This window comes from Pseudoalteromonas sp. CH_XMU1449-3, from assembly GCF_037027245.1.
In the GTDB taxonomy this organism is placed as follows: domain Bacteria; phylum Pseudomonadota; class Gammaproteobacteria; order Enterobacterales; family Alteromonadaceae; genus Pseudoalteromonas; species Pseudoalteromonas shioyasakiensis.
Genome location: NZ_JAYMDY010000005.1, coordinates 67,527 through 91,427, shown reverse-complemented (window position 1 = coordinate 91,427; position 23,901 = coordinate 67,527). Strand labels below are relative to the sequence as shown.

20 protein-coding genes, 1 pseudogene and 1 riboswitch are annotated in these 23,901 nt (G+C 41.6%); of the genes and pseudogenes, 14 read left to right on the top strand and 7 right to left on the bottom strand.

Annotation, left to right across the window (positions count from 1 at the left end; genetic code table 11):
- The first annotated feature begins 171 nt into the window (after nucleotides 1–171).
- On the top strand, nucleotides 172–1,800 hold the full coding sequence (gene panP, locus WA256_RS08120) for a pyridoxal-dependent aspartate 1-decarboxylase PanP (protein WP_058585814.1): 1,629 nt from the start codon (nucleotides 172–174) through the stop codon (nucleotides 1,798–1,800).
- A gap of 19 nt (nucleotides 1,801–1,819) precedes the next feature.
- On the opposite strand, the gene argE is transcribed toward panP, so the two are convergent.
- Nucleotides 1,820–2,971 carry an acetylornithine deacetylase gene (argE, locus tag WA256_RS08115; protein WP_335990398.1) on the bottom strand — a complete coding sequence of 384 codons (1,152 nt, stop codon included), beginning with the start codon at nucleotides 2,969–2,971 and terminating at the stop codon, nucleotides 1,820–1,822.
- A gap of 221 nt (nucleotides 2,972–3,192) precedes the next feature.
- Between argE and argC the strand changes: the two genes are divergently transcribed.
- From argC to WA256_RS08075, 8 genes and pseudogenes are all read left to right on the top strand, one after another.
- Nucleotides 3,193–4,203: an N-acetyl-gamma-glutamyl-phosphate reductase gene (argC, locus tag WA256_RS08110; RefSeq protein WP_063528784.1), complete on the top strand. Its 1,011-nt coding sequence runs from the start codon at nucleotides 3,193–3,195 to the stop codon at nucleotides 4,201–4,203.
- Nucleotides 4,203–4,964 carry an acetylglutamate kinase gene (argB, locus tag WA256_RS08105; protein WP_054560942.1) on the top strand — a complete coding sequence of 254 codons (762 nt, stop codon included), beginning with the start codon at nucleotides 4,203–4,205 and terminating at the stop codon, nucleotides 4,962–4,964. Before argC ends, argB begins: the two co-directional genes overlap by 1 nt.
- Nucleotides 4,965–4,971: 7 nt before the next feature.
- On the top strand, nucleotides 4,972–5,892 hold the full coding sequence (locus WA256_RS08100) for an ornithine carbamoyltransferase (protein WP_054560941.1): 921 nt from the start codon (nucleotides 4,972–4,974) through the stop codon (nucleotides 5,890–5,892).
- Nucleotides 5,893–5,901: 9 nt separating this feature from the next.
- Complete coding sequence (locus WA256_RS08095) at nucleotides 5,902–7,104, top strand: argininosuccinate synthase (RefSeq protein ID WP_054551091.1); 1,203 nt, start codon at nucleotides 5,902–5,904, stop codon at nucleotides 7,102–7,104.
- A gap of 52 nt (nucleotides 7,105–7,156) precedes the next feature.
- A pseudogene (gene argH, locus WA256_RS08090) lies at nucleotides 7,157–9,021 on the top strand (argininosuccinate lyase).
- A gap of 251 nt (nucleotides 9,022–9,272) precedes the next feature.
- Nucleotides 9,273–9,479: a hypothetical protein gene (locus WA256_RS08085; RefSeq protein WP_175078446.1), complete on the top strand. Its 207-nt coding sequence runs from the start codon at nucleotides 9,273–9,275 to the stop codon at nucleotides 9,477–9,479.
- A 7-nt stretch (nucleotides 9,480–9,486) separates the two neighbouring features.
- Nucleotides 9,487–10,014, top strand: a complete 528-nt coding sequence (locus WA256_RS08080; RefSeq protein ID WP_335990392.1) for a hypothetical protein — start codon at nucleotides 9,487–9,489, stop codon at nucleotides 10,012–10,014.
- A 589-nt stretch (nucleotides 10,015–10,603) separates the two neighbouring features.
- Nucleotides 10,604–11,137, top strand: a complete 534-nt coding sequence (locus WA256_RS08075) for a hypothetical protein (protein ID WP_335990389.1) — start codon at nucleotides 10,604–10,606, stop codon at nucleotides 11,135–11,137.
- A gap of 9 nt (nucleotides 11,138–11,146) precedes the next feature.
- Here the strand turns inward: WA256_RS08075 and WA256_RS08070 are convergent, their stop codons facing one another.
- Nucleotides 11,147–12,523 carry a capsule assembly Wzi family protein gene (locus tag WA256_RS08070; RefSeq protein WP_130166237.1) on the bottom strand — a complete coding sequence of 459 codons (1,377 nt, stop codon included), beginning with the start codon at nucleotides 12,521–12,523 and terminating at the stop codon, nucleotides 11,147–11,149.
- On the bottom strand, nucleotides 12,520–13,002 hold the full coding sequence (gene coaD / locus WA256_RS08065) for a pantetheine-phosphate adenylyltransferase (RefSeq protein ID WP_130166238.1): 483 nt from the start codon (nucleotides 13,000–13,002) through the stop codon (nucleotides 12,520–12,522). Before coaD ends, WA256_RS08070 begins: the two co-directional genes overlap by 4 nt.
- Nucleotides 13,003–13,218: 216 nt before the next feature.
- Between coaD and WA256_RS08060 the strand changes: the two genes are divergently transcribed.
- Nucleotides 13,219–13,872, top strand: coding sequence for a TetR/AcrR family transcriptional regulator (locus WA256_RS08060; RefSeq protein WP_063529113.1), 654 nt, complete (start codon nucleotides 13,219–13,221; stop codon nucleotides 13,870–13,872).
- 108 nt (nucleotides 13,873–13,980) lie between these two features.
- On the top strand, nucleotides 13,981–15,438 hold the full coding sequence (gene thiI, locus WA256_RS08055) for a tRNA uracil 4-sulfurtransferase ThiI (RefSeq protein ID WP_248528453.1): 1,458 nt from the start codon (nucleotides 13,981–13,983) through the stop codon (nucleotides 15,436–15,438).
- Between the two features lie 128 nt (nucleotides 15,439–15,566).
- Here thiI and WA256_RS08050 read toward each other — a convergent pair whose 3' ends face one another.
- Both WA256_RS08050 and WA256_RS08045 read right to left on the bottom strand, forming a co-directional pair.
- Nucleotides 15,567–16,460, bottom strand: coding sequence for a ketopantoate reductase family protein (locus WA256_RS08050; protein ID WP_335990381.1), 894 nt, complete (start codon nucleotides 16,458–16,460; stop codon nucleotides 15,567–15,569).
- Nucleotides 16,453–16,803 carry a VanZ family protein gene (locus WA256_RS08045; protein ID WP_055021578.1) on the bottom strand — a complete coding sequence of 117 codons (351 nt, stop codon included), beginning with the start codon at nucleotides 16,801–16,803 and terminating at the stop codon, nucleotides 16,453–16,455. The genes WA256_RS08050 and WA256_RS08045 overlap by 8 nt, the downstream gene beginning before the upstream one ends.
- A 158-nt stretch (nucleotides 16,804–16,961) precedes the next feature.
- Here WA256_RS08045 and WA256_RS08040 point away from each other — a divergent pair, with 158 nt between their 5' ends.
- The 3 genes from WA256_RS08040 (at nucleotide 16,962) to WA256_RS08030 (ending at nucleotide 20,035) form a co-directional block, all read left to right on the top strand.
- Complete coding sequence (locus WA256_RS08040; protein ID WP_054551104.1) at nucleotides 16,962–17,444, top strand: YajQ family cyclic di-GMP-binding protein; 483 nt, start codon at nucleotides 16,962–16,964, stop codon at nucleotides 17,442–17,444.
- A 143-nt stretch (nucleotides 17,445–17,587) separates the two neighbouring features.
- Complete coding sequence (locus tag WA256_RS08035) at nucleotides 17,588–17,827, top strand: hypothetical protein (protein ID WP_054551105.1); 240 nt, start codon at nucleotides 17,588–17,590, stop codon at nucleotides 17,825–17,827.
- Nucleotides 17,828–17,990: 163 nt separating this feature from the next.
- A riboswitch (cobalamin riboswitch) is annotated at nucleotides 17,991–18,147 on the top strand.
- 34 nt (nucleotides 18,148–18,181) lie between these two features.
- A complete protein-coding gene (locus tag WA256_RS08030; protein ID WP_335990376.1) occupies nucleotides 18,182–20,035 on the top strand; it encodes a TonB-dependent receptor domain-containing protein in 1,854 nt (617 codons plus the stop codon).
- 149 nt (nucleotides 20,036–20,184) lie between these two features.
- Here WA256_RS08030 and msrA read toward each other — a convergent pair whose 3' ends face one another.
- Complete coding sequence (gene msrA, locus WA256_RS08025) at nucleotides 20,185–20,718, bottom strand: peptide-methionine (S)-S-oxide reductase MsrA (RefSeq protein WP_335990374.1); 534 nt, start codon at nucleotides 20,716–20,718, stop codon at nucleotides 20,185–20,187.
- Nucleotides 20,719–20,802: 84 nt separating this feature from the next.
- Nucleotides 20,803–23,901 carry an efflux RND transporter permease subunit gene (locus tag WA256_RS08020; protein WP_105181282.1) on the bottom strand — a complete coding sequence of 1,033 codons (3,099 nt, stop codon included), beginning with the start codon at nucleotides 23,899–23,901 and terminating at the stop codon, nucleotides 20,803–20,805.

Below are 23,901 nucleotides of genomic sequence, written 5' to 3'. Positions count from 1 at the left end.
ATTAACTGATCACTTTTTTGTCATCGAAATTAGCGCTTTTTTGCTTTATGCGAGACATTTTCGTGATATTCCAGTAAAGTTAGCCAATTTCGTAGAAACAGTGCCGCAAAAGTGCTTACCTAGATGTCCCATCATCGGGTGCATTTTTAGCTGCTAATTATGGGTATTAGGATGGATCAAAAGCGTTGTGCCGTCGCCTCTAAAGAAAGCTTGATTCGTATTTTTACGGTGCCAGAAGCACCAGACTCGACATTAAGTAAAATCGAATCTGAAATTTCTAGCAACTTAGCAGGGTTCTTAAATGAGAACATAGCTGCTATCGAAAAGCCTTTGCACGAAATTGAAAAAGACTTTCAAACGGCTACTATTCCAGAAGAGCCGACCTTTGTATCTGACTATGCTCAAGACATTATGGAGCAGTTGGTTGCTCATTCTGTTCATACCGCTGCGCCGAGCTTTATTGGCCATATGACCTCAGCATTACCGCATTTTGTGTTACCGCTGTCTAAGTTAATGGTCGGTCTTAACCAAAACCTAGTAAAAATTGAAACCTCTAAGGCATTTACGCCTCTTGAAAGACAAGTTTTGGGCATGATGCATCACCTTGCTTATGGTGAGGACGACAGCTTTTATAGTAAATGGATGCACAGTGCGAAAACGTCATTAGGCGCATTTTGTTCAGGCGGCACTGTCGCTAACATTACTGCTTTATGGATAGCCCGAAACCGTTTATTAAAAGCGGATGGTGACTATAAAGGCATTGCTGCACAGGGTTTAATCTCTGGAATGCTGCATTATGGTTATAAAGGCTTAGCTGTGCTTGTTTCTGAGCGAGGCCATTACTCATTAGGCAAAACCGTTGATCTACTGGGTATTGGTCGCGATAACATTGTCGCAATTGCAACCGGCGAAAATAATAAAGTTGATGTTGATGCGATGCGTAAAAAGGCTCATGAGCTTGAAGCCTCTGGCATTAAGGTAATGGCACTTGTGGGTGTTGCAGGGACGACTGAAACAGGCAGCATAGATCCACTAAATGAAATGGCTGATTTGAGCGAAGAACTTGGCTGTCATTTTCATGTCGATGCTGCATGGGGTGGTTCAACCTTATTATCTTCAAATTACCGCCACCTATTGAGCGGTATCGAACGCGCTGATTCAATAACCATTGATGCACACAAACAAATGTATGTACCAATGGGGGCTGGTCTGGTGTTATTTAAAGACCCAGCTGCGACGGATGCTATTGAGCATCATGCGGAATATATTCTTCGTAAAGGCTCAAAAGATTTAGGCAGTCATACCCTTGAGGGCAGCCGCCCTGGTATGGCAATGTTAGTGCATGCTTGCTTACGTGTTATTGGCCGTAAAGGCTACGAGATGCTAATTGATCGCAGTATCGTGAAAGCCCGCACTTTTGCCGACATGATCAAGCAGGATGAAGACTTTGAATTAATCTCAGAGCCTGAGCTTTGCTTATTAACCTATCGTTACGTACCAAAAGAAATCCAAGCGAAGCTTAAAGATGCTGACGAAGAAACGAAATTAGATATTTACGCTTCGTTGAATCGCTTTACTGCAAGCATGCAAAAACGTCAGCGTGAAGCGGGTCGTTCTTTTGTATCGCGTACTCGTTTAACTCCTGCAAAATATGACCATCAACCCACCGTGGTTTTTCGCGTTGTATTAGCCAACCCGTTAACCTCTAAAGCAATTCTAAAAGATATTTTAGCGGAGCAAAAAGAGCTGGCGAAAACTGATCCGGTATTTAAAAAGTACTTGAGTAAGTATATGGATTAGAAAAGGGAGCGTGATGCTCCTATTCGCTAAAGCAGCTTGCTTTAATCATGTTACTGATAATCGCTTGCGAAGGTTTAATTTTTTCCATCGCCAAAAACTCATCTGGCTGGTGGGCTTGGTTAATTGAGCCAGGTCCCATGACGATGGTTTCACAGCCAAGCTGTTGAATAAAAGGAGCTTCGGTACAATAGTTTACAGCGACAGCTGGTTGACCCGAGATTTTTTCGGCCAGCTTTACTAATGCTGTATCAGTGCTACCACTAAATGCTGGGATAGGTTCATGCATGTCGATAACGCTCACTGCATTTGGGTATTGGGCATTAATCTCTTCTGCGGCTGTTAGCAAAATCGCTTGTAGCTCTTGCACACTTAAACCAGGTAAAGGCCGCATATCAATGTGCATTTCACAGCAACCACAAATGCGGTTGGCATTATCGCCACCATGGATATGGCCAAGGTTCAAAGTAGGGTACGGAATTTCAAAGTGCTCAACTGAATATTTATTCTTTAATTCTTCTTTGATGATTAACAATTTTGTAATCATTTTATGCATGACTTCGATGGCGTTTAAACCACGTTCAGGGTCAGAGCTATGGCCTGAGCGACCAATTACTCTAATAGCTGTACTCATATGGCCTTTATGAGTAAATACTGGTGTCATATCAGTTGGTTCACCAATAATACAGCGCGCTGGTTTTAAGTCTGGGTGGCGGCAAATTTGTTGTGCTCCTGCCATTGTGGTTTCTTCGTCGGCTGTGGCTAGAATTAAAAGTGGCTCTGTTTGTTTAGTTTCATCGAGCTCGCTAATTGCTTGCAATACAAAGGCAAAAAAGCCCTTCATATCAATACTACCTAAACCATAAAGTTTATTGTCATGCTCACTAAGTTTGAACGGATCGTAGTTCCAGCGGCTATCATCAAATGGCACAGTATCAGTATGACCTGCAAGCATTAAACCGCCATCTCCTTCACCGCGTTTCGCTAATAAGTTGTAACGGCCTTTACCGTTTTCAAGCTCTGTGATTTCACATGTAAAACCAAGGCTTTCGCACCAGTTTGCGAGCAAGGTAATAACCCCTTTATTGCTCATGCACAAAGAATCTTCAATCGCACTAATTGAAGGGGCAGCAATTAGCTGCTGATACATAGATATAAAAGAGGGTAGCGACATAAAAAAATCCAAAAATAATTATTCAATCTAATTGCATAACAATATAAAAGTATTTATGATGAATATCAATTCACTTTTTAAGCATAAATATTAGTAAAGCTGTACGATGAACACGAAACGACGATAACCTGATTTCATTACTTTAGACAGTGTTTTTATTCGCAATTGAGCGAGTAATTTTAGGCGTATCGATAAACAGATTTAATAGGTAAAAGTAAGCAATGAATGTAGTGATTATTGGCGCAAGTGGTTATAGCGGCGCAGAGCTAGCAAGTTTAGTTGCTAAGCATCCAAAATTGACCCTACAAGCATGTTATGTGTCTGAAGGGAGTTTAGATAAAGGTAAGTTATTAAGCGATTTATACCCTGAGCACCTTGGATTGTTAGAGTATCCACTACAACCTCTAACTGCTGGAGCGTATAAAGATATCGAAAGCAATGCTGACTATGTATGCCTGTGTACAGATCACAAGGTCAGTGTTGACCTTGCTCCCCAATTTTTAGCCATGGGTAAAAAAGTATTCGACCTATCTGGTGGTTTCCGTTTAGCTGGGAATGAGGATTACCTAACTTATTACGGTTTCGCACATGAACATCCTGAGCTTTTAGAGCAAGCAGCATATGGTTTAGCTGAATGGAATAGCGATGCGATTAGTAAAGCAAACCTTGTTGCTGTAGCGGGTTGTTACCCTACAGCAGCACTTAATTCTTTAAAACCACTTAAAGAAGCGGGTTTATTAGCTGATCAAGCCATTATTGTTAATGCGGTGTCAGGTGTTACAGGCGCTGGTAGAAAAGCCAGTGTTAATACCCACTTTTGCGAAGTGTCACTTGCTCCTTATGGCTTGTTTAACCACAGACACACACCTGAGATTGAGCAGCACCTTGGTCACCCTGTGCTATTCACCCCACATTTGGGTAACTTCCCCCGTGGAATTTTAGAAACTATTTATGTGCAATTAAAACCAGGCGTAACTGCAGAGCAAGTGAATGCGGCTTATCAAGTATTAGCAAACGAGCCGTTAATTCGTTTACTTGGCAATAAAATTCCAAGCATTAAAGGCGTGGCTAAGCAACCATTTGTTGATATTGCATGGCAACAAAAAGGTGAGCAACTCATCGTTATGTCAGCGATTGATAACCTTCTAAAAGGTGCAGCTGGGCAAGCATTACAGTGCATTAATTTAGCCATGGGTGAACCTCACCATACTGGCTTAGTAGGAGCGCTGTAATGAAAACTTGGATCATTAAAGTCGGTGGTGCTGTGTTAAATAGCGCAGATGCCGCAAAAGCGCTTTTTGATGTTTTAGCCTCTGAGCAACAAGATAACTTTGTCATTGTTCATGGTGGTGGAGCCTTGGTGGATGCTTGGCTTAAAGACGCCGGCTTTGTAACTGCAAAACATCAAGGTTTACGTATCAGCCCAAATGAGCAAATGCCATATATTGTTGGTGCTCTTGCCGGTTGTGCCAATAAACAATTGATGAGCCAAGCAATCAGCGCTGGCCACAAACCTGTGGGTTTAAGCCTTTATGAAGCGGGTGTACTGGTATCTGAAAAACTTAAAGTATTGGCGCAAGTAGGTCAGTGCTCAGGTAGTTGTGACAGCGTGCTACCTAGCATGCTTGAACAAGGTCGTTTACCCCTAGTGAGCTCTATTGGCTTTGGGGAAGATGGCCAATGGTACAACGTGAATGCAGATGAAGCTGCAGCGGCTATCGCTAAAGAGCTTAATGCAGAACTTATTTTTATGACAGACGTAGAAGCTGTGCTTGATGCCAATAAGCAGCCTCTACATCAACTTAATACGCAGCAAATCGAAACACTTATCCTTGAAGGAGTCATTCAGGGCGGGATGGAGGTCAAAGTAAAGACCAGCCTTCTTGCTGCCCAACATTTACGACGTGGTGTGTATATCTCAAGCTGGCTGAAGCCAGAGAACTTAGTCGCTTTATTAAAAGGCGAACATGTAGGAACGAAAATTACACCATAGGTATTTCATGTTAAAGAATTTCTTAAATGGTCTTGAGTTAGACCAAAAAGGCGCCCTTAAATTACTAAACTTAGCGCAAAAAATTAAAGCAAACCCAACAGACTTTAGCCAAGCATTAGCGGGCAAATCAGTGGTTACATTGTTTGAAAAGCCGAGTTTACGTACTCGTTTATCATTTGATATTGGTATTAATAAACTGGGTGGTCACGCAGTTTATTTAGATTCACAAAATGGTGCCATGGGCGCTCGTGAATCGGTTAAAGACTTTGCTCTTAATATCTCAACTTGGGCTGATGGCATTGTTGCTCGCGTGAATGCACACAAAACACTGACCACGCTTGCTGAATATTCATCGGTGCCTGTTGTTAATAGCTTATGTGACTTATATCACCCGTGCCAAGCGCTTGCTGACTTTTTAACGTTGCAAGAAGTGCATGGCGATGTTAGCAAACTAAAGCTTGCTTACTTAGGTGAAGGTAACAACGTAACACACTCTCTAATGTTATTAGCAGCCACTTTAGGTACTGATTTTGTTGCAGTTTGTCCTAAAGGCAGTTCGCCAGATTCGCAAATTCTTAAGCAAGCCGAGCAAATTGCAGCAATGAATGGTGCGTCTGTTATGGTGAGTGACAGAATTGAGGCGGCAGTTGGCGCAAATGCAGTCTATGCTGATACCTGGGTTTCAATGGGTGATAAAACACCGCTTGAGCAGGTTAAAGCTAAATATATGCCATATCAGCTTAACCAAGCCCTACTAGAGAAAACCGGTGCGCAAACTGTACTGCATTGTCAGCCAGCGCATCGTGAGTTTGAAATTACCTCTGAGGTAATGGATGGCCCAGCATCAAAAATTATTCAACAAGCAGAGAATCGTATGCACGCGCAAAATGCTCTACTTGTCACATTATTAAATCCAAATTTTGTTTAAGGAACACCAATGAGTTCAATTAAAAAAGTCGTATTAGCCTATTCTGGTGGTCTTGATACATCGGCAATCGTGCCATGGTTAAAAGAAAACTACGGCTGTGAAGTAATCGCGTTTGTTGCTGATGTTGGCCAAGGCGCAGAGGAGCTTGAAGGCGTTGAAGAAAAAGCCATTGCTTCAGGTGCCTCAGAGTGTCATATCGTTGACTTAAAAGACGAAATGGTCAGTGACTATATTTACCCAACTTTAAAAACGGGTTCTATTTACGAAGGCACTTATTTACTAGGTACATCTATGGCGCGTCCAATCATTGCTAAAGCGCAGGTTGAAATTGCCCGTAAAGTAGGTGCTGATGCGCTTTCACATGGTTGTACTGGTAAAGGTAACGACCAAGTACGTTTTGAGTCATGTTTCGCAGCCCTTGCACCAGATCTAAAAGTGATTGCACCATGGCGTGAGTGGGACTTATCAAGCCGTGAATCATTACTTGATTACTTAGCTGAGCGTAATATTCCGTGCTCTGCGTCAGCAACAAAAATTTATAGCCGTGATGCGAATGCTTGGCATATTTCTCACGAAGGTGGTGAGCTTGAAGATCCATGGTGCCAACCAAGTGATCAAGTATGGACTTGGACTAACTCGCCAGAGCAAGCACCTAATGAAGCAGAATATGTAACATTGAATGTGGTTGAAGGTGAAGTAGTTGCTGTAAATGGTGAATCGCTTAAACCATATGACTGCTTAGTTAAATTAAATGACATTGCTGCGCCGCATGGTGTGGGTCGTGTTGATATCGTAGAAAACCGCTTAGTGGGTATGAAGTCGCGTGGCTGTTATGAAACACCAGGGGGCACTGTGATCATGGCTGCTCTTCAAGCGATTGACGAGCTAGTACTAGATAAATCAAGCCGTAAATGGAAAGAAGTACTTGGTGGCGAGTTCTCTCACTTAGTCTATGACGGTCGTTGGTTTACGCCATTAAAAGACTCGATTCTAGCTGGTGCTGAATCACTGTCTAAGTTAGCAACGGGTGAAGTAGTGCTTAAGCTTTATAAAGGCCAAGTTACTGCGGTACAGAAGAAATCACCGAATAGCTTATACAGTGAAGATTTCGCAACCTTCGGCGAAGATGATGTGTATGACCAATCACATGCTGAAGGCTTCATTCGTTTATTCTCGCTATCAAGCAGAATCTCAGCACTAACGAAAAAGTAATTTAATTATTGCCCTGCATTGCAGGGCAATAGCCGAATTTGGAGACAGTTCAATGGCACTATGGGGCGGACGTTTTTCTACGGGTCCAGATGAAGCGTTTAAACAATTCAACGATTCACTTCCTTTTGATTATCAACTTGCAGAGCAAGACATTATTGGTTCAGTTGCTTGGGCTGGAGCGTTAAAACAAGTAAACGTTTTAAACCAGCAAGAATACGATGACCTAGTTGCAGCACTTAATAAGCTGTTAGATGAAGTTAAAGCGAACCCACAAGCAGTGGCTGTAGCAGGACATGAAGATATTCATTCTTATGTTGAATCAGCACTGATTGATAAAGTGGGTGACCTTGCTAAAAAGTTACACACCGGTCGTAGCCGTAATGACCAAGTAGCAACAGATTTCCGTTTATGGTGTCGTGATACAGCTGAGCATATTCTTGAAGCAATCGCAGAGCTGAAAGGTGAGTTTATTGCCTTAGCTGAGCGTGAGCTTGGCACTATTTTACCGGGTTACACACACTTACAGCGCGCACAACCTGTGTTATTTAGTCATTGGTGTATGGCCTATGTTGAAATGCTTGAACGTGATGAAAGCCGTTTAAGTGATGCGAAAAACCGTATGAATTATTGCCCACTTGGTAGCGGTGCATTGGCCGGAACTGCGTACCCAATTGATAGGCAAACTCTTGCCGAAGGGTTAGGTTTTACCGGTGCTACACGCAATAGCCTTGATGCTGTATCTGACCGTGATTTTGTAGTTGAGCTATTAAGCTGTGCATCGATCTCGATGATCCACTTGTCGCGCATGGCTGAAGATTTAATTTTCTATAACTCGGGTGAAGCGGGCTTTATTGAGCTTTCTGATGGGGTAACATCAGGCTCTTCACTAATGCCGCAAAAGAAAAACCCAGATGCACTAGAGTTAATTCGTGGTAAAACTGGCCGTGTTTTTGGCGCATTCAGTGCCATGATGATGACATTAAAAGCGCTACCACTTGCTTACAATAAAGATATGCAAGAGGACAAAGAAGGCTTATTTGATGCGATGCCAACTTGGCTGGCATGTATTCATATGGCGCAAGCGTGTATCAAAGGCATTAAAGTTAATGCAGATAAAACATTAGCAGCTGCAAAAGGTGGTCACTCAAATGCGACTGAACTTGCTGACTATTTAGTGGCTAAAGGTATTCCATTTAGAGAGGGTCACCATATTGTTGGTACGCTCGTGCAAATGGCTATTGCACAAGGGAATAACTTAGAAGATTTAAGTTTAGAGCAATTTAAGTCAGTGCATAGCATTTTCGAATCAGATGTATATCCTGTATTAGAAATAGACGCCTGTATTAAAGCAAGACAAGCGCAGGGTGGTACCTCTCTTGAGCAAGTAACAAGTGCCATCAAATACGCAAAAAAAAACAGCAAATAGCGGTACGTGACGCAACCTTAAATGATGTTGAGTCTATTGCTAAGCTAATTCAGCATTGGGCTACGGTAGGTGAAAACCTACCACGAGCTAAAAGCGACATGATTCACTCAATTAATGAGTTTGCTGTCACTGAAGTTGAAAACCAAGTTGCAGGCTGTGCCTCGCTGTATATTTACGACACTGGTCTTGCTGAAATTCGCTCGCTCGGGGTGGACCCCGAATCACGAATTGCCGGCCAGGGGCGTCAACTTGTTGAACATTTGCTAAAAAAAGCCAAAAGCTTGGCGCTTAGTCGGGTAATTGTTCTGACAAGAGTGCCAGAGTTTTTTGCAAGCCAAGGTTTCAGCTTTTGTAGCAAAGACAGTTTGCCAGAAAAAGTGATCAAAGATTGTGAGCTTTGCCTTCGCAAAGAGAACTGCGATGAAGTGGCAATGGAATATATTTTAAAGCCAAGTAATAGCGCGGTGATCCCGTGTAAACACGTGGCTTAAATTCCCTGGATGAGAAAAACGCACGGTTACCCCTGTGCGTTTTTTTATACCTGAAATTTAGATTTGCTGACTTTTATGATCAAAAAGATCAAAATTTATAAAAGTTGGATCGTTAATTGCTTTTATTATCAGCGCGGTGGCAACGTCGCGATGAAGTATAAAAAAGCGTCAAAAAAATGAGAACGCTTAACTCAGCTTGCAAGCTATTGTAAGCTGTACTGAAAAAACAATTAACTTAAAGGAATTAATTTATGCAAATTTCAAACAATAGCCAATTGCAAATGCAAGCATACAGCCAAATGCAACAAACAAAGCCTGCTTTGGAACAAACTACTAGTAATAAAACCCTGCAATCTGATACAGTAACTTTATCGAGTGAAGCCTTGGCTTTATCCGGCGGGGCTGAAATCCAACGTGGTGGTGGTGCAATGCTCCCGCCTAGTAAGAAAGAGCAATAGGTACTGAATGTCTTTTATTGAGCAACTAGGTTTTTTTTCCCTATCTGCAATGAGTGCATGGGGATTTTTAATGGCATTTTTTTTTAATATTTTTGTTTATTGTATAGATGAAAATAAAAGAAAAACCACGTTGCTCATAAGCTCATTCATAATGATGTTCTCCTACTTAGCTGGAGATTACTTTTTTAATTGGATAACTTACACCGCTACCACTTTTCTAGATTGGGCGCTGTATGATCTAGCAACACTTACATTTTTGGCTATTTCTTTCTATTTTGTAAGACGCACTACACCTTCATTTATCTATCTCATTGCTGGCTTGATAATCAATACAATCTTGTTCCTTTCTGTTTATGTAGACGTTGAAGTCTACCAGAACACAACTCATTGGATTTTATGGGATGTATATTCGATTGGGGTTAATATTGTTGATTTTACAATGATCATTGCTCTAATTGTTGATCGTGACTTCCTACTATTGGACAAACTAAAAAGCCTTGTATTGTCTTCTGCAAATAACCATAAGTTAGCTTAATATTAAAAGCCATGTATATAAGTGATGTTGTTGGAAGTTTGATAGGATCCTTCATTGAATGGGGGTTCTTGATGGTTTTTCTATTTAGTTTAGTGACCCACATTAATAAACCTGATAAACGCTTGGTTATCTTGGCGTTTATAATGATGATTTCATACTTTCTAAGTGGTGTTTTTAACTTATCTATCTATAGCTATCTAAACTGGTTTTATTTCGACCTGCTAACCATAACAACAATTTTAGCGTGGACTTACTATGCAAAAATAGGCGCTTTTAATGCGATCTACTACATAGTCTTGGGATTGTTTTTAAACGCAATTTTGATGATTTGCATATTTATAGATATTGTAGTTACCGAAAACAGAACACCTTGGGCACTCTGGAGTATCTATTCGTTTGGAGTAAATACTATTGATATAATGATGCTCATTGCATTGATTACAAATCGCGACTTTTTACTATTTCATAAATTTTGCAGTTATATGAAATATAAAATTAGACCGTCATTTTTAGATAAATCAGAGCACCTTACTAACGCTTAATGAAACTCGCCGTATTTTAAGAGTATCTGAATTTTAAGACTTACTTCATGCTTAAACTAATCCAAGACAATTTTGGAGTATACCTCGCAGCATTTATTATGTGGGGTTTCTTGATGTCGTTTCTTTATAACATGGTAAAGAAATCATCAGCGCCAAATGGTGACAAAACAGTGATGTGGATTTCACTTGCACTGTTTATCTCCTATATGATGAGCGACCCATTACTTAACGTGGCGCTTGGCTATGATATGTTAGACTCAAGCTTTGCTTATGTAATTTGGGCGCTTTCTGATTTAACAATACTACTCATTGTGTGGTTAATTGCACGTAAGCGAAATCTTGAGCAGGTTCCGGCAAAACTTTATATATACACAGGGCTTATAGTTAACTCATCACTGTTTTTAGGCATGTATTTCGATATTAACTACGCCTATACAGGAAGCTGGTGGTTTTGGGATGTCTACAGTATCACTGTGAACCTGATGGATATCATGATGCTCATCGCACTTTTCAGTAATAAAGACTTTTTAGGGCTTGTGAAGCTTTATAGGCGAATTCGAGGTCAAGCTGAACCAGCTTAACCTCAATAGTTAAAAGCGGTATTCCCAACTGGTTCTAAGTGCTGTGTTTGTTTCTGACTCATCACCAATTTCATCTTTTGAAACAAGCCCTGTCACTTTCCACAGGCCGTTAAACACAGATTGCTGATAACCGAGTTCTAACTGCAGCTGACTCATATCTGACGCGAGCTCAGCGTGTTTGGTTTCGCTTTCAATCCAACGAAGCTTAGCATGGCCACCATAACCGTTTAGAGTGTGGTAATAGGCGCCAAGGATAGCCGATTTACTTTGTAGTGGTGTTGAGCTGCCAATTAAGCGCGAGCGTTGTGTATAGCTACCAGAGCCATATACGCAATCGCTAATTTGCTCACAAGTTTGTTCTGTATTTGAGTATTCAAAATAGCTTTTTAATAGGCTCTCTTTCGAGCCAAAATAGCTTTCAACACCCAGTGTATAAAATGGCTCGCTCGGTGCTAAGCCACTTTCATTTCGACCCATTACCTCAGCATAAAAAGCAATAGGTTGAGCCGCTAAAGTGGTTGAGTACTTAACATCTAAACTAGTTAAACGATGTGTTGATTCATTGCTTTCGAGTGTAACAGGGTCAATTTCTAGGTTAGTTAAATAATCAGAGCCTGCACTGTTAATTGCTATTTCAAGGCCTGTTAATGGGGTGCTTGCAAATCGGAGCGCCCAAAAGTCACCGTCATCTGAGTTATTTAGATATGGCTTTTGTTTGGCGTAAATACCCGTTAACTGCCAGTTACCGATAAATGATAACCAAGTTGGACCGACATATTGTGTATTTGCTCTGGTAAAGCGCACGCCTTTCATGGGCGCCGCATTATTTGATAGTAGTAGGGCGTTATCGTTACTTGGCCCCCACCAATGGCTTACTTGCTCCGCACTAAGTGACCAATTACCCAGGAGTACGGCTAAATAGCTATCTTGGTAAGTAACATGCTGCTTATCAAGGGCGTCATCGGCGTAATTTACACTGACTTTAGCGCTAACACGCTTCCCTGTGATTGAACCATAACTATTTACACCGTTTTCTTGCTGGTGGCGTTTACCAAAACCTTGCTGAGCGAGAGGTTCGCTGTTGTAGTTTAGGCGAATACCTGAGCTGCTTTTTTGTTTAGCATTATCAAGGGCATGCTTAACATGCTGGTAGGCAAATAAGCTTCGTTCATCTAGTTGGCTGGTATTGGCAACGTCTAGGTCGCGTGCGATACCTTGCCACATTAATGGGTAGCTATTAATAGGCTGTTTAATAATGCCTTGGTTAAATAGCATTTCGATTGAAGCGCGAAGTAAAGGGTCGTCACTTTCTATCCATGGCCCAGCAACACTTGGTGCAGAGATCATTAGTAATGCAGTTAAGCTAATGAACTTTTTTAATTTCATCCGTGAATTTTATCCTGTAAGGCTTTAGCTACAATAGGGTCAACAAACTCGCTCACATCGCCATTGTGGCGTGCGACTTCTTTGACGAGTGTCGATGAAATAAATGAATTTTTTTCTGCCGGTGTTAAAAATACACTTTCTAGATCTGGGTTTAGGCGACGATTCATATTCGCTAACTGAAATTCATAGTCAAAGTCAGACACCGCACGAATTCCACGAATAAGCACTTCGGCATTGTGGTCGCGAGCTAAATCAGCCAATAAGCCAGAAAAACCAATCACACTCACATTATCAAGGTGCGCCAAAATCTTATTAGCAAGTTCAACGCGCTCATCAAGGGTAAAGCAAGGTTGTTTACTTGGATTATGCGCAATGGCAACAATCACTTTATCGAACATTTTTGCCGCGCGATGAATTAAGTCTGTATGGCCATTTGTAAGTGGGTCGAAAGTGCCCGGATAGATTGCAGTAACGTTCATAACATTCAGCGATTTATAAATTTGCTTGCTATATTAACAGTGTTTTCTCGACGATGCAGCTTCGAAAATACGCGTATCGGATTAGGAACCTTCACCTATATAAGGTACTAAACCGATTGAGGTTAATATTTTTCAAGGTAGTATTTAATTGCTGCGCATTTGTTTATACTGCTCGGCTGGGGACCGTAATAATCATAAAAACAGAGTAAATAAGCTATGAGCACAAAGGACAAAATCATACACACCAGCATCGAGTTATTTAATCGCCATGGTGAGCGTGCCATAACAACTAACCATATTGCTTCGCATATGGGGATAAGCCCAGGTAACTTGTATTATCACTTTAAAAATAAAGAAGATATTATTCGCCACATATTTGCTTTGTATAGCGATCATTTACACACTCACTTTAAGCCACTGGCTCCTGATGATGATGCACTAGAGAATTTAGCCGGTTATCTAGATTCACTGTTTGAATTAATGTGGCGTTTTCAGTTTTTCTACGACAACTTAGGCGATATTTTATCTCGTGATGAAGAGCTGAAAAAAGGCTATATTGCGTTTCAAGCTGAGCTTTTAGAGCAAGTCAAAGATGTGCTGTTTGCATTACGTGAAGGCGGTGTTATTTGCATTGAAGATGAAGATGTCACAGAACTTGCGCATATGCTTAAAATGACCGTAAGCTTTTGGACGCCTTACATCAAAGCTCGCCGCTTAAGTGGTGAACTTGCCAGAGCTGATATTTATAACGGTATTTTAAAAGTATTACTGCTATTAAAAGCTCATTGCACCGAGCAACACCTAGAGCAAGTTAACCAATTAAGAGCTAAGTATTTAGCCCTTGCTGAAACAGAGCAAAGCGAACAATAATCCCGCAAAGCAGTTTATTTCCTAGACGCTATAATTTTTGTTATAATCGCGCGCCCTTGAGGTTGCTATACCTTAGGGCGTGTGAAATCCACAGTCTAAGAGTGAACTATGCTTAAATTTATCGTCAAATTACACCCTGAAATCGCGATCAAGAGTAAATCTGTTCGTAAGCGTTTTACCAAGTTATTAGAAAATAACATTAAGATCGTTTTGCGTCGTGTTGACGAAAAAGTTCAGGTAAGAAACAACTGGGACAATATCTCTGTTGTTAGCTTACTAGAATCTGAGCAAGTTCGCTTAGATATTATCGATGGCTTAAAACGCATTCCAGGTATCGTACAGTTTATTGAAGTAACAGAAACAGACTTCGACTCAATCGACGATATTTACCAAAAAGCACTTGAACTAATCGGCCATACGATTGCGGGCAAAACCTTCTGTGTGCGTTGTAAACGTTCTGGTAAGCATGATTTCACATCGAGCGATGTAGAGCGCTACGTAGGTGGTGGTTTAAACCAGCATGTTGAAGGTGCGCGCGTTAAATTATCTCACCCTGAAGTGACTGTTCGCTTAGAAGTACGTGATGATAAAGCATACATTGTTACTCAAACTCACTTAGGTATGGCGGGCTTCCCGCTGCCAACACAAGAAGATGTATTGTCGCTTATGTCGGGTGGCTTCGACTCTGGTGTTGCCAGCTATCAAATGATCCGTAAAGGTGCGCGTACTCACTTCTTGTTCTTTAACTTAGGTGGTGCTGCGCACGAAATCGGTGTTAAGCAGGCGAGTTATTATATCTGGAAACAGTTTAGCTCTACTCATAAAGTGAAGTTTGTTACTGTTGATTTTGAACCTGTTGTTGCTGAGATTTTAGAGAACGTTGAAAACAGTCAAATGGGTGTTGTACTTAAGCGTATGATGATGCGTGCCGGTAGCCAAGTTGCAGAAAAACTAGGTGTACAAGCGCTAGTGACTGGTGAAAGTATTGGCCAGGTATCAAGCCAAACACTGGCTAATCTGAGTGTGATTGACCGTGTGACGGAAACTTTAATCATTCGCCCGTTAATCCAACACGACAAGCAAGATATTATCAATATTGCGCGTCAAATCGGCACGGCTGAGATGGCAGAAAGCATGCCTGAATACTGTGGCGTAATTTCTAAAAAGCCAACAGTTAAAGCTAAAATCAAAACTATTCTTGCCGAAGAAGCTAAGTTTGACTTCGACGTGCTAAATACAGTTGTTGAGAATGCGCGTGTGATGGATATTCGCGATATCGACACCGAAGCAAAAGAAGAAGTGAAAGAAGCTGAGTCTGTATCTGACTTACCTAAGGGGGCGGTTGTTGTTGATATTCGCTCACCTGAAGAAGAAGACGCAAACCCATTAGAGCTTGAAGGTATTGAAGTTGTACATTTACCTTTCTTCCGCTTAGCGACTAAATTTGGTGACTTACCAAAAGATAAAGAATATTACTTATATTGTGCTAAAGGTGTGATGAGCCAGCTACAAGCGCTGATCTTGCACGAAGAAGGCTTTAGCAACGTCAAAGTGTATCGCCCGTAAGGGATGCTAATAAAAGCGCGACATGTTCGCGCTTTTTTAATGCCTGAAATAATTACGAGAACTTTCCTCTTGAAACTTTCCTCTTTCCCCTTTCCCCTAGTAACTAGTAACTAGTAACTAGTAGCTCATTAACTTTTTATTTTTATCATGCTCAGCATGGCCTGATTATAGGGAGTTTTTACCCCTAACTTAGCGCCTTGCTCGCACACATAACCACAAATTGCATCAATTTCAGATTCTCGATTATGGCTGATGTCTTGCTGCATAGAAGAAAAGTTTTCAGCGGTGGCTGTCATCACAGAATAGGCTTGATCCAGCGCCTCGCTGAGTTTTACTTTAACCCCTTGTTTATTGGCGACCAGGCACGCTTCACTAAGTAAATTGATTATGCGCGTGCTAAATTGCGGTGCACGTAGCTGGCCATTTTTTACGTTATGAATCGCTGTTAACGGGTTAATTGCAATATTCACTAACAGTTTTTGCCATCGCAATGAGTGAATATCATCGCTCACAGAAAAGTGTGGTAAGTAACTAAACTGCTGCTTAAGCTCACCGAGGTTTTTGCTTGCAGCTGCATTACATGCACCTAACACACTTTCGCCATTACCTGTATGGCTTACACTATAAGGCGTTGTTTTAAAACCAGCTAAACGCGTTGTTAAAAACGCTAACCCTTGCGTGTTTAAAAGTTGGGTATTGAGCTCATCGACATTCCCCATGCCATTGTGAGAAAGAATGATTTGGCATGTTTTACTGAGATAAGGTTCTACTTGTCCAAAGGCAGTTTGCACCTGAAATGCTTTTACTGTTATTAACACCAAGTCAAAGGGGGCGGATTGGCTTAGCTCTTTGTGGTGAATAAGGCGAGCTTTAATTGGGTGTGATTTACCATTAGTCGCTTGATAAAAACGCGTGGTCAGGGTCGGCTTACGGGTCAGCAATGTAATGTCATGTTGTGCAGATAAAAAATGGCTAAACAATAAGCCAATCGCACCGTCGCCAACAATTAAAATGTTAGCCATTACGTTGCTTACTACCTAAATGAAAACCAAGTTTAATAATAAAGTAACTTACAGCGCCGATAAAATCAGCTACAAAATCCCCAACCGAAGCTTGACGATAAGGCAGCATATCTTGCATAAACTCTATGGCTGCACCATATCCGGCTAACAGTAAAATTTGCACCATAAGTGGCAATTTAAAGGCTTTGTCCATCACCATGGCCAGTACAAAGAAAATACCAAAATGCGCCACTTTATCAACGTGTGGAAAGAGGTTGCTCACCCCTTTAATTTCTTTGGCAAATAAAATAGTAAAGCCAATAATGCTGGCTAAAAAGATAACTTGGTAAACACGCCTTGTCACAATAAACCCTAAAAAATGCCGAAATTGAATGGCCAGTATATCAAACAATTTTTGCATCGCACCTGAACAAGTCGGATAAAAATAGAAAGAATCGACAAATAAGCGTTATAATTGCCAACCATAAATGAATTTAAAAAAGACTATGTTAGGAGAACCCCATGCCTTCATTTGATATTGTTTCTGAAGTAGAAATGAACGAAGCGCAGAATGCAGTAGATAATGCAAAGCGTGAACTAGAGACGCGTTTTGATTTTCGTGGTGTTGATGCATCAATCGAACTAAGTGACAAAGTAATTAAGTTAAAAGCAGAAGCACCACAACAAGTTATGCAACTTTTTGACATTCTTGCTGCGAAAATTTCAAAGCGTGGTTTAGATGTATCTAGCCTTGAGCTTAAAGATGAGTCGCGTAGCGGTAAATACGTAATGCGTGACGTTGCTCTTAAGCAAGGTATCGAAAAAGACGTAGCGAAGAAAATCGTTAAGTTAATCAAAGACTCAAAGATCAAAGTACAAGCTGCTATTCAAGGTGAAGAATTACGTGTAACTGGTAAAAAGCGTGATGATTTACAAGAAGCAATGCAAGTTGTTCGCACTGCTGATTTAGGTCAACCATTCCAGTTCAAAAATTTCCGCGATTAATACTCTATGTTTTTAGCTTTAAGCTGTAAGTTTTAAGCTATAAGCCTACAAGTTTCTGAACTTTACAAGGAGCGTATTTTGAGACAAATATTAGGTTACAGAGAAAAAGATATCTTCTAGCTATTTTCAGCTAGAGGATATTTATGTCAGTAAAAAACAAAGCAATAGATCGTAATAAACACGGTAAAATAAACAGAAAATACACAGGCCCACACAGTACTTATTTTTACCAACAAACACCAAGTTGGTGGGTGAAAATGACGATGACCAAGCCAAGAAGACGTTTAAATAAAGCTCTTTGTAAGCTTGTGCTGAATGGTGCTGACCCAGAAGGAATTGTTTTTCCGTTAGGAAACTCGAAACCTCATGAGTATTTCTGGTAATCATTGTTTTATAAAAGCCAATCAGCCATGCTGATTGGCTTTTTTACTTTCGGCTTACAGCTTAAAGCTTAAAACTTTATTTTAGCAGTATAGCCGTCCATTGACTTTCTTCCCCAAAATCATCACAATAACGGCCTATTTTCGAGGTGCTTGCTGTATCTTCAGATACGTTTTATTTCAAAGGGTGAAATAGTCGCAAGATAATCGGGAAGTCGGTGCGTTTTCAGGGAGAAAACAATGCCAACACTGCCCCCGCAACGGTAATGTATATGCCCATGCATTTACAGAGTCCGGAGACCGGCCTTGAAGTAACTTACTATTCGCGTGTGCGGTGGGCACAGGCTAGGGGATATCATGCTAAATAAATCTGCGTTAGGCGTAGCGGTTGCTGCTGCGTTGTCTTTTTCTGTATCTGCTGACGAGCAATCAATCGAGCACATCACAGTTACTGCCAATAAATTCGAACAATCAATTAATGATGTATTAGCCAGCGTTACTGTCATTGACCGTGCTGATATTGAAGCAAGCTATGTTCGTGACTTACCAAGCTTACTGGCCACTCAAGCAGGCTTTCAAATTAATGCTAATGGTGGTTTTGGGCAAAGCTCAGGTGTGTCATTACGTGGTGCAAGTTCTCGTCATACACTTATTTTAATTGATGGTGTACGCACCGGCTCTGCAACACTTGGCTATAAAAGTATTAGCAATATTCCTTTAAACAGTATTGAGCGTGTTGAAGTAATTAAAGGCTCACGTGCTGCTGTATATGGTTCTGATGCGCTAGCTGGTGTGATTAATATCATTACCCGTAAAGCACAAAATACGACCTTAGATGTTACTTTTGGCTCAGACTCTTACCAAGAGTACCAAGTAGCGACAGGTGGCCAGTTTGCGGGTGTTGATGTGGCCGTTAATGCCGGTTATGAAAAAACAGATGGATTTGATGTTCTGCAAGGCTTAGCCCCAGATGAAGACGGCTACGAGAACAAAAACCTTGGCTTTAACCTAGGTTATCAAAATGAGCAGTTAGGTGAGTTTTTAGCGCAAGCACAATACTCAGAAGGCGAAGCAAAATACGATAGCGCTTATAGCCCTGCAGACAGCACTGTAGAAAAAGGCGAATTCGAAAATTACCAAGCTTCACTAGGTTGGAAAAAAGCTTTCGAAAAACACAGCCATGCCATTGATATTGCAATATCAAGTGATAGTTCAGATGACTCACGTATTGATTACACAGGCGCAACGGTGGTCGATAAGTTTGAAACTGAGCGTGAGCAAATCGATTACAATGGCCAATACTTTTTCAATCAAGCGCTGACTCTTAGTGGCGGTTTGAATTGGTATAAAGATGAAGTGAACACTAACTCAGGTACTTACTTAAAAGACAGCCGTGAAGTATTCGCTGCGTTTGTTGGCGCTTATTATGACGACGAACAAGTACTGGCAAACCTAACCGTTCGCCAAGATGATGATCAACAGTTTGGTGATGAAACAACTTACACCGCAGCTGTTGGCTATCACTTAAATGACATCGCTACATTCCGCGTAAGTCAAAGTACGGGTTTTAAATCTCCAACATTTAATGACCTATATTACCCTGGCTCAGGTAACCCAGAGTTAAATCCTGAAACATCAGATAACCAAGAGCTTGGTTTATCACTCAATGTGAATGATATCAGCCTTGATATTGCGATTTTCCGCAGCGAAATCGACAACAAAATCGCTTGGGCACCAAATGCATCAGGGCAGTGGATCCCAACCAATATAAACGAAGCTCGCCACGAAGGTGTTGAGTTTAGCTTTAAAAACCAAGTGTTTGGCTTTGAACACAGCTTTAACTTTACCTACCTTTCAGCGGAAGATACTGAGACAGGTCAATCACTAACTTATGTGTCAAATCACAGTGTGAATTGGTCATTAAACAAAGCATGGGGTGATTTTGATGCCGGTATCGATATGCAATACCGTGGTGATCGTGATGGCAAGTTAACGCACTTACCTTCGTATACGTTATGGAATTTAGTAGGTCACTACCAAGCAACTGACAACTTAACTGTGTCACTACGTGTAGAAAACCTATTCGATAAAGAGTACAACGCCGTTGATGCCTATGGTACAGACCTAGATGGTGATTACATCAACGACGAATTTTATTACTACAACACGGCCGAGCGTCGCCTGTTTGTAGGTGCCCGCTGTCAGTTCTAATAACCAATAAGGTCAGTTGAGCTGTTTGCTTAAAGCGAGTAATTGACATTAATTTGCCCGTTGATGTCATTAGTCTTTAAGTTAAAACACGCTCAGCGTTATTATTAGTTCTGCGTCTAAAAGCTCGCTACCTACTTAGCGGGCTTTTTTCATTTTAGTTTATCTGCGTAATACTGTTCGAACTTAGCAAGCTTAGGGGCAATCAGAATACTGCAGTAACCTTGATTTGGGTTTTCATTGTAATAGTCTTGATGGTACTGCTCTGCAGGGTAAAAGTTTGTAAGCGGGCTCAGCTCGGTGACTATCGGCTCACGAATTTGCTTTTGTAAAGCTGCTATCATGGCTTCAGATTCTGCTTTTTGCTTTTCATCATGATAGTAAATAACACTTCGATACTGGGTGCCGACATCATTACCTTGGCGGTTTAACTGTGTGGCATCGTGTAAAGTGAAGAACATTTCAAGTAGGGTGTTATAGCTTACAATACTGCTGTCAAAATCGAGCTGAACAACTTCAGCGTGACCCGTTAAGCCAGTACAAATTTGCTGATAACTTGGGTTTTCAATCTCACCGCCGGCATAGCCAGAGCTGACATTAAGCACGCCTTTTACGCGTCTAAATGCAGCATCAATACACCAAAAGCAGCCGCCGCCAAAAGTGGCGATTTGTATGTTGTTATCCATATTTCACTCCCTTACCGTTTTGCTGACTATAGCCGAAAAAACAAAACGCCGTAAAGACGGCGTTTTGCTAAAGCTCAAGCTTGTTTAAATTTCTTCTAACGGCTTGTCTTTTGCTTGTTGTTCTAACTTGCTCTGCAAGTACTCAGGCGACTGGGTATTTCGGGCAAGTGCGCTGTATGCTGCAGGTACAACGAACAAGGTTAGTAAGGTTGCAACAATAACACCTGTAAATACCACCACACCAATTACCATGCGACTTTCTGCACCTGGGCCACTTGCAAGAACTAGCGGTACCGAGCTCATCACGGTGGTCAATGAGGTCATAATAATTGGGCGTAAACGTTGTGTCGCAGCTTGGCTAATCGCTTCGTTAAACTCAACGCCTTTATCGCGCAGCTGGTTTGCAAACTCAACAATCAAGATACCGTTTTTCGCACTTAAACCTATCAGCATTACGATACCAATTTGGCTGTAAATATTTAGAGTAAGTCCGGTGTACCACAAGCCAAATAACGCACCCACTAAACCAAGTGGCACAGTAAGCATGATCACAAATGGGTGAATAAAGCTTTCAAACTGGGCTGCAAGTACTAAGAAGGTGACTGTCAGTGCCAGTATGAATACATAGGTCATCGCCGATGCACCTTCATAGAACAGCTGAGATTCACCCTTGTAGTCAATTGCACCGTCGATATCGTTTTCTTCTGCTGCAACTTGATTTAAGAAGTTAAGCGCTTCTTCTAGGGTATAACCATCTGCTAAGTTCGCACTTAAAGTAATTGCGCGCATACGGTTATAACGGTTTAAACGCGATGCAGTGGCTTCTTCTTTTAAGCTAATTAAGCTATCAAGCGGTACTAATTCGCCACTACGTGATTTTAAATAGATATTTGAGATATCAGTCGGGTTAGCAAAGTCTTCTTTGGTGCCTTTTAAAATCACATCGTATTCTTCACCACGATCGATAAAGGTCGTTACGCGGCGTTGGCCTAACATGGTTTCTAGCGTGCGACCTACATCCGATACAGAAACTCCTAAATCAGCGGCTTTGTTTTTATCAATGTTGATTAAAAACTGCGGGAATGTTTCTTTGTAATCATGATCGATTCTTACCAAGCCTGGGTTTTTCTCAGCACGCTCAATAATACGGTCTCGCCAATCGGCTAGTTGGTCGTAATCGTTACCTTGCAGTACAAATTCAATCGGGCGAGATGAACCACCGCCACCAATACCACGGCGCATAATGGCAAACGCACGCACATCAGTCACTTCAGTCATTTTACCGCTGATTTCATCCATTACTTCCCATGTAGAGCGCTTACGCTTATCCCAGTCAGCCATACCTATGATAGCAACACCGCCTTGACCACCCCAGCCCGGCACACGAACAAGCACTCGGCTCAATTCACCAGACTCAGAGTAAGGCATTAAACGTTCTTCAATTTTAGCCATGTTTGCAGCGTTATTTTCATAACTTGCGCCCTCTGGGCCACTCATCATGATAAAGAAAGTACCGCGGTCTTCTTTTGGAGTAAGCTCTGAAGGCACTTTTTGAAACAGCATAAAGCTGGCAACACCGGCCAAAATCATAGTCAGTAGCAAGCTCCACTTACGACCCATATTTGAAGCCAGCGAGTTACGATAGGCGTTTTCGATTTTGGCGAAGGTTCTATCCATCCACTGGCTAAATTTACTCTCTTTTTCTGAAGCTTTTAACACTTTAGAGCAAAGCGCCGGAGATAGGGTTAATGCCGTAATACTCGAGAAGAACACTGCGGCGCTTACTGCCATCGCAAATTCTGTGAATAGGGCACCAATACGGCCATCCATAAACACTAGCGGTACGAAGACCGCAATCAATACGAGGGTAGTGGCAATAATCGCAAAGCCAACTTCACGGGCACCACGAAACGCAGCAAGCAGTGGTGGTTCACCTAGCTCTATACGGCGGTGAATATTCTCAAGCATTACAATCGCATCATCTACTACTAAACCGATAGCAAGCACGAGTGCCAGAAGAGTTAACAAATTGATTGAGTAACCCATAGCCAGCAAGAACATAAAGCTGCCTACTAACGCCACTGGTACGGTTACAGCAGGTACTAGGGTTGCGCGGATATTGCCTAAAAATAGGTAAATAACCAAGACAACTAGCGCCATTGAAATCCCAAGGGTTCTGTATACTTCATCAATTGATTCTTTGATGAAAATTGATGAGTCATAGCTGTCTTGAATGGTGGTGCCTTCTGGCAGGTTACGCTTAATTTTTTCAAGCTCTGCGCGGGCATTATCAACCACGGTTAGGGTATTGGCTTTGGCTTGTTTTACAATACCCAAACCAATCATATTACGGCCATTGCCACGGAATAAGCTTTCGTCGTCAGCAGCTTCTAAGTGAACATCAGCCACTTCACCTAAACGTACTAAATAGCCATCATCGCCACGTTTGATTACTAGGTTTCGAAAGTCTCGCTGATCTTTATAACTACGCGCGGTACGTACTGTAAAATCACGGTCGATAGATTCGATTTCACCGGCAGGTAATTCAACGTTTTCAGTGCGTAAGGTGTTTTCAATATCGCTACTGGTAATACCGCGTGCTGCCATCGCTTTACGGTTTAACCAGATTTTCATTGCGTATTTACGCTCGCCACCAACGCGTACGTTAGAGACACCATCAACAACGGCTAATCGGTCAACAATAAAGCGCTGTGCGTAATCAGATAACTGCAATGAATCCATAGTGGTACTGTTTAGTACAAACCAGGCAATTGGGCTTTCATCACTATTTGACTTAGAGACCTCTGGTGGGCGAACTTGCTCTGGTAAGCTATCAAGGGCACGGGCTACACGTTCGCGTACATCGTTTGATGCGGCATCGATATCGCGGCTGATATTAAACTCAATGGTGATATTTGAGCGACCATTTCGGCTTGATGAGTTAATACTTTTAATGCCTTCGATACCCGAAATGCGGTTTTCGAGTACTTGGGTGATTTTCGTTTCAATAATCTCTGCGCTGGCACCTGTGTAATCAGTGCTAACGCTGACAATCGGTGTTTCAATATCTGGGTATTCGCGCAGTGGCAGCATAGAAAATGCCACTAAACCAAAGGTAAGTAACAACAGGTTTATTACGATCGCAAAGACCGGGCGTTTAACACTAGTATCAGTAATTTTCAT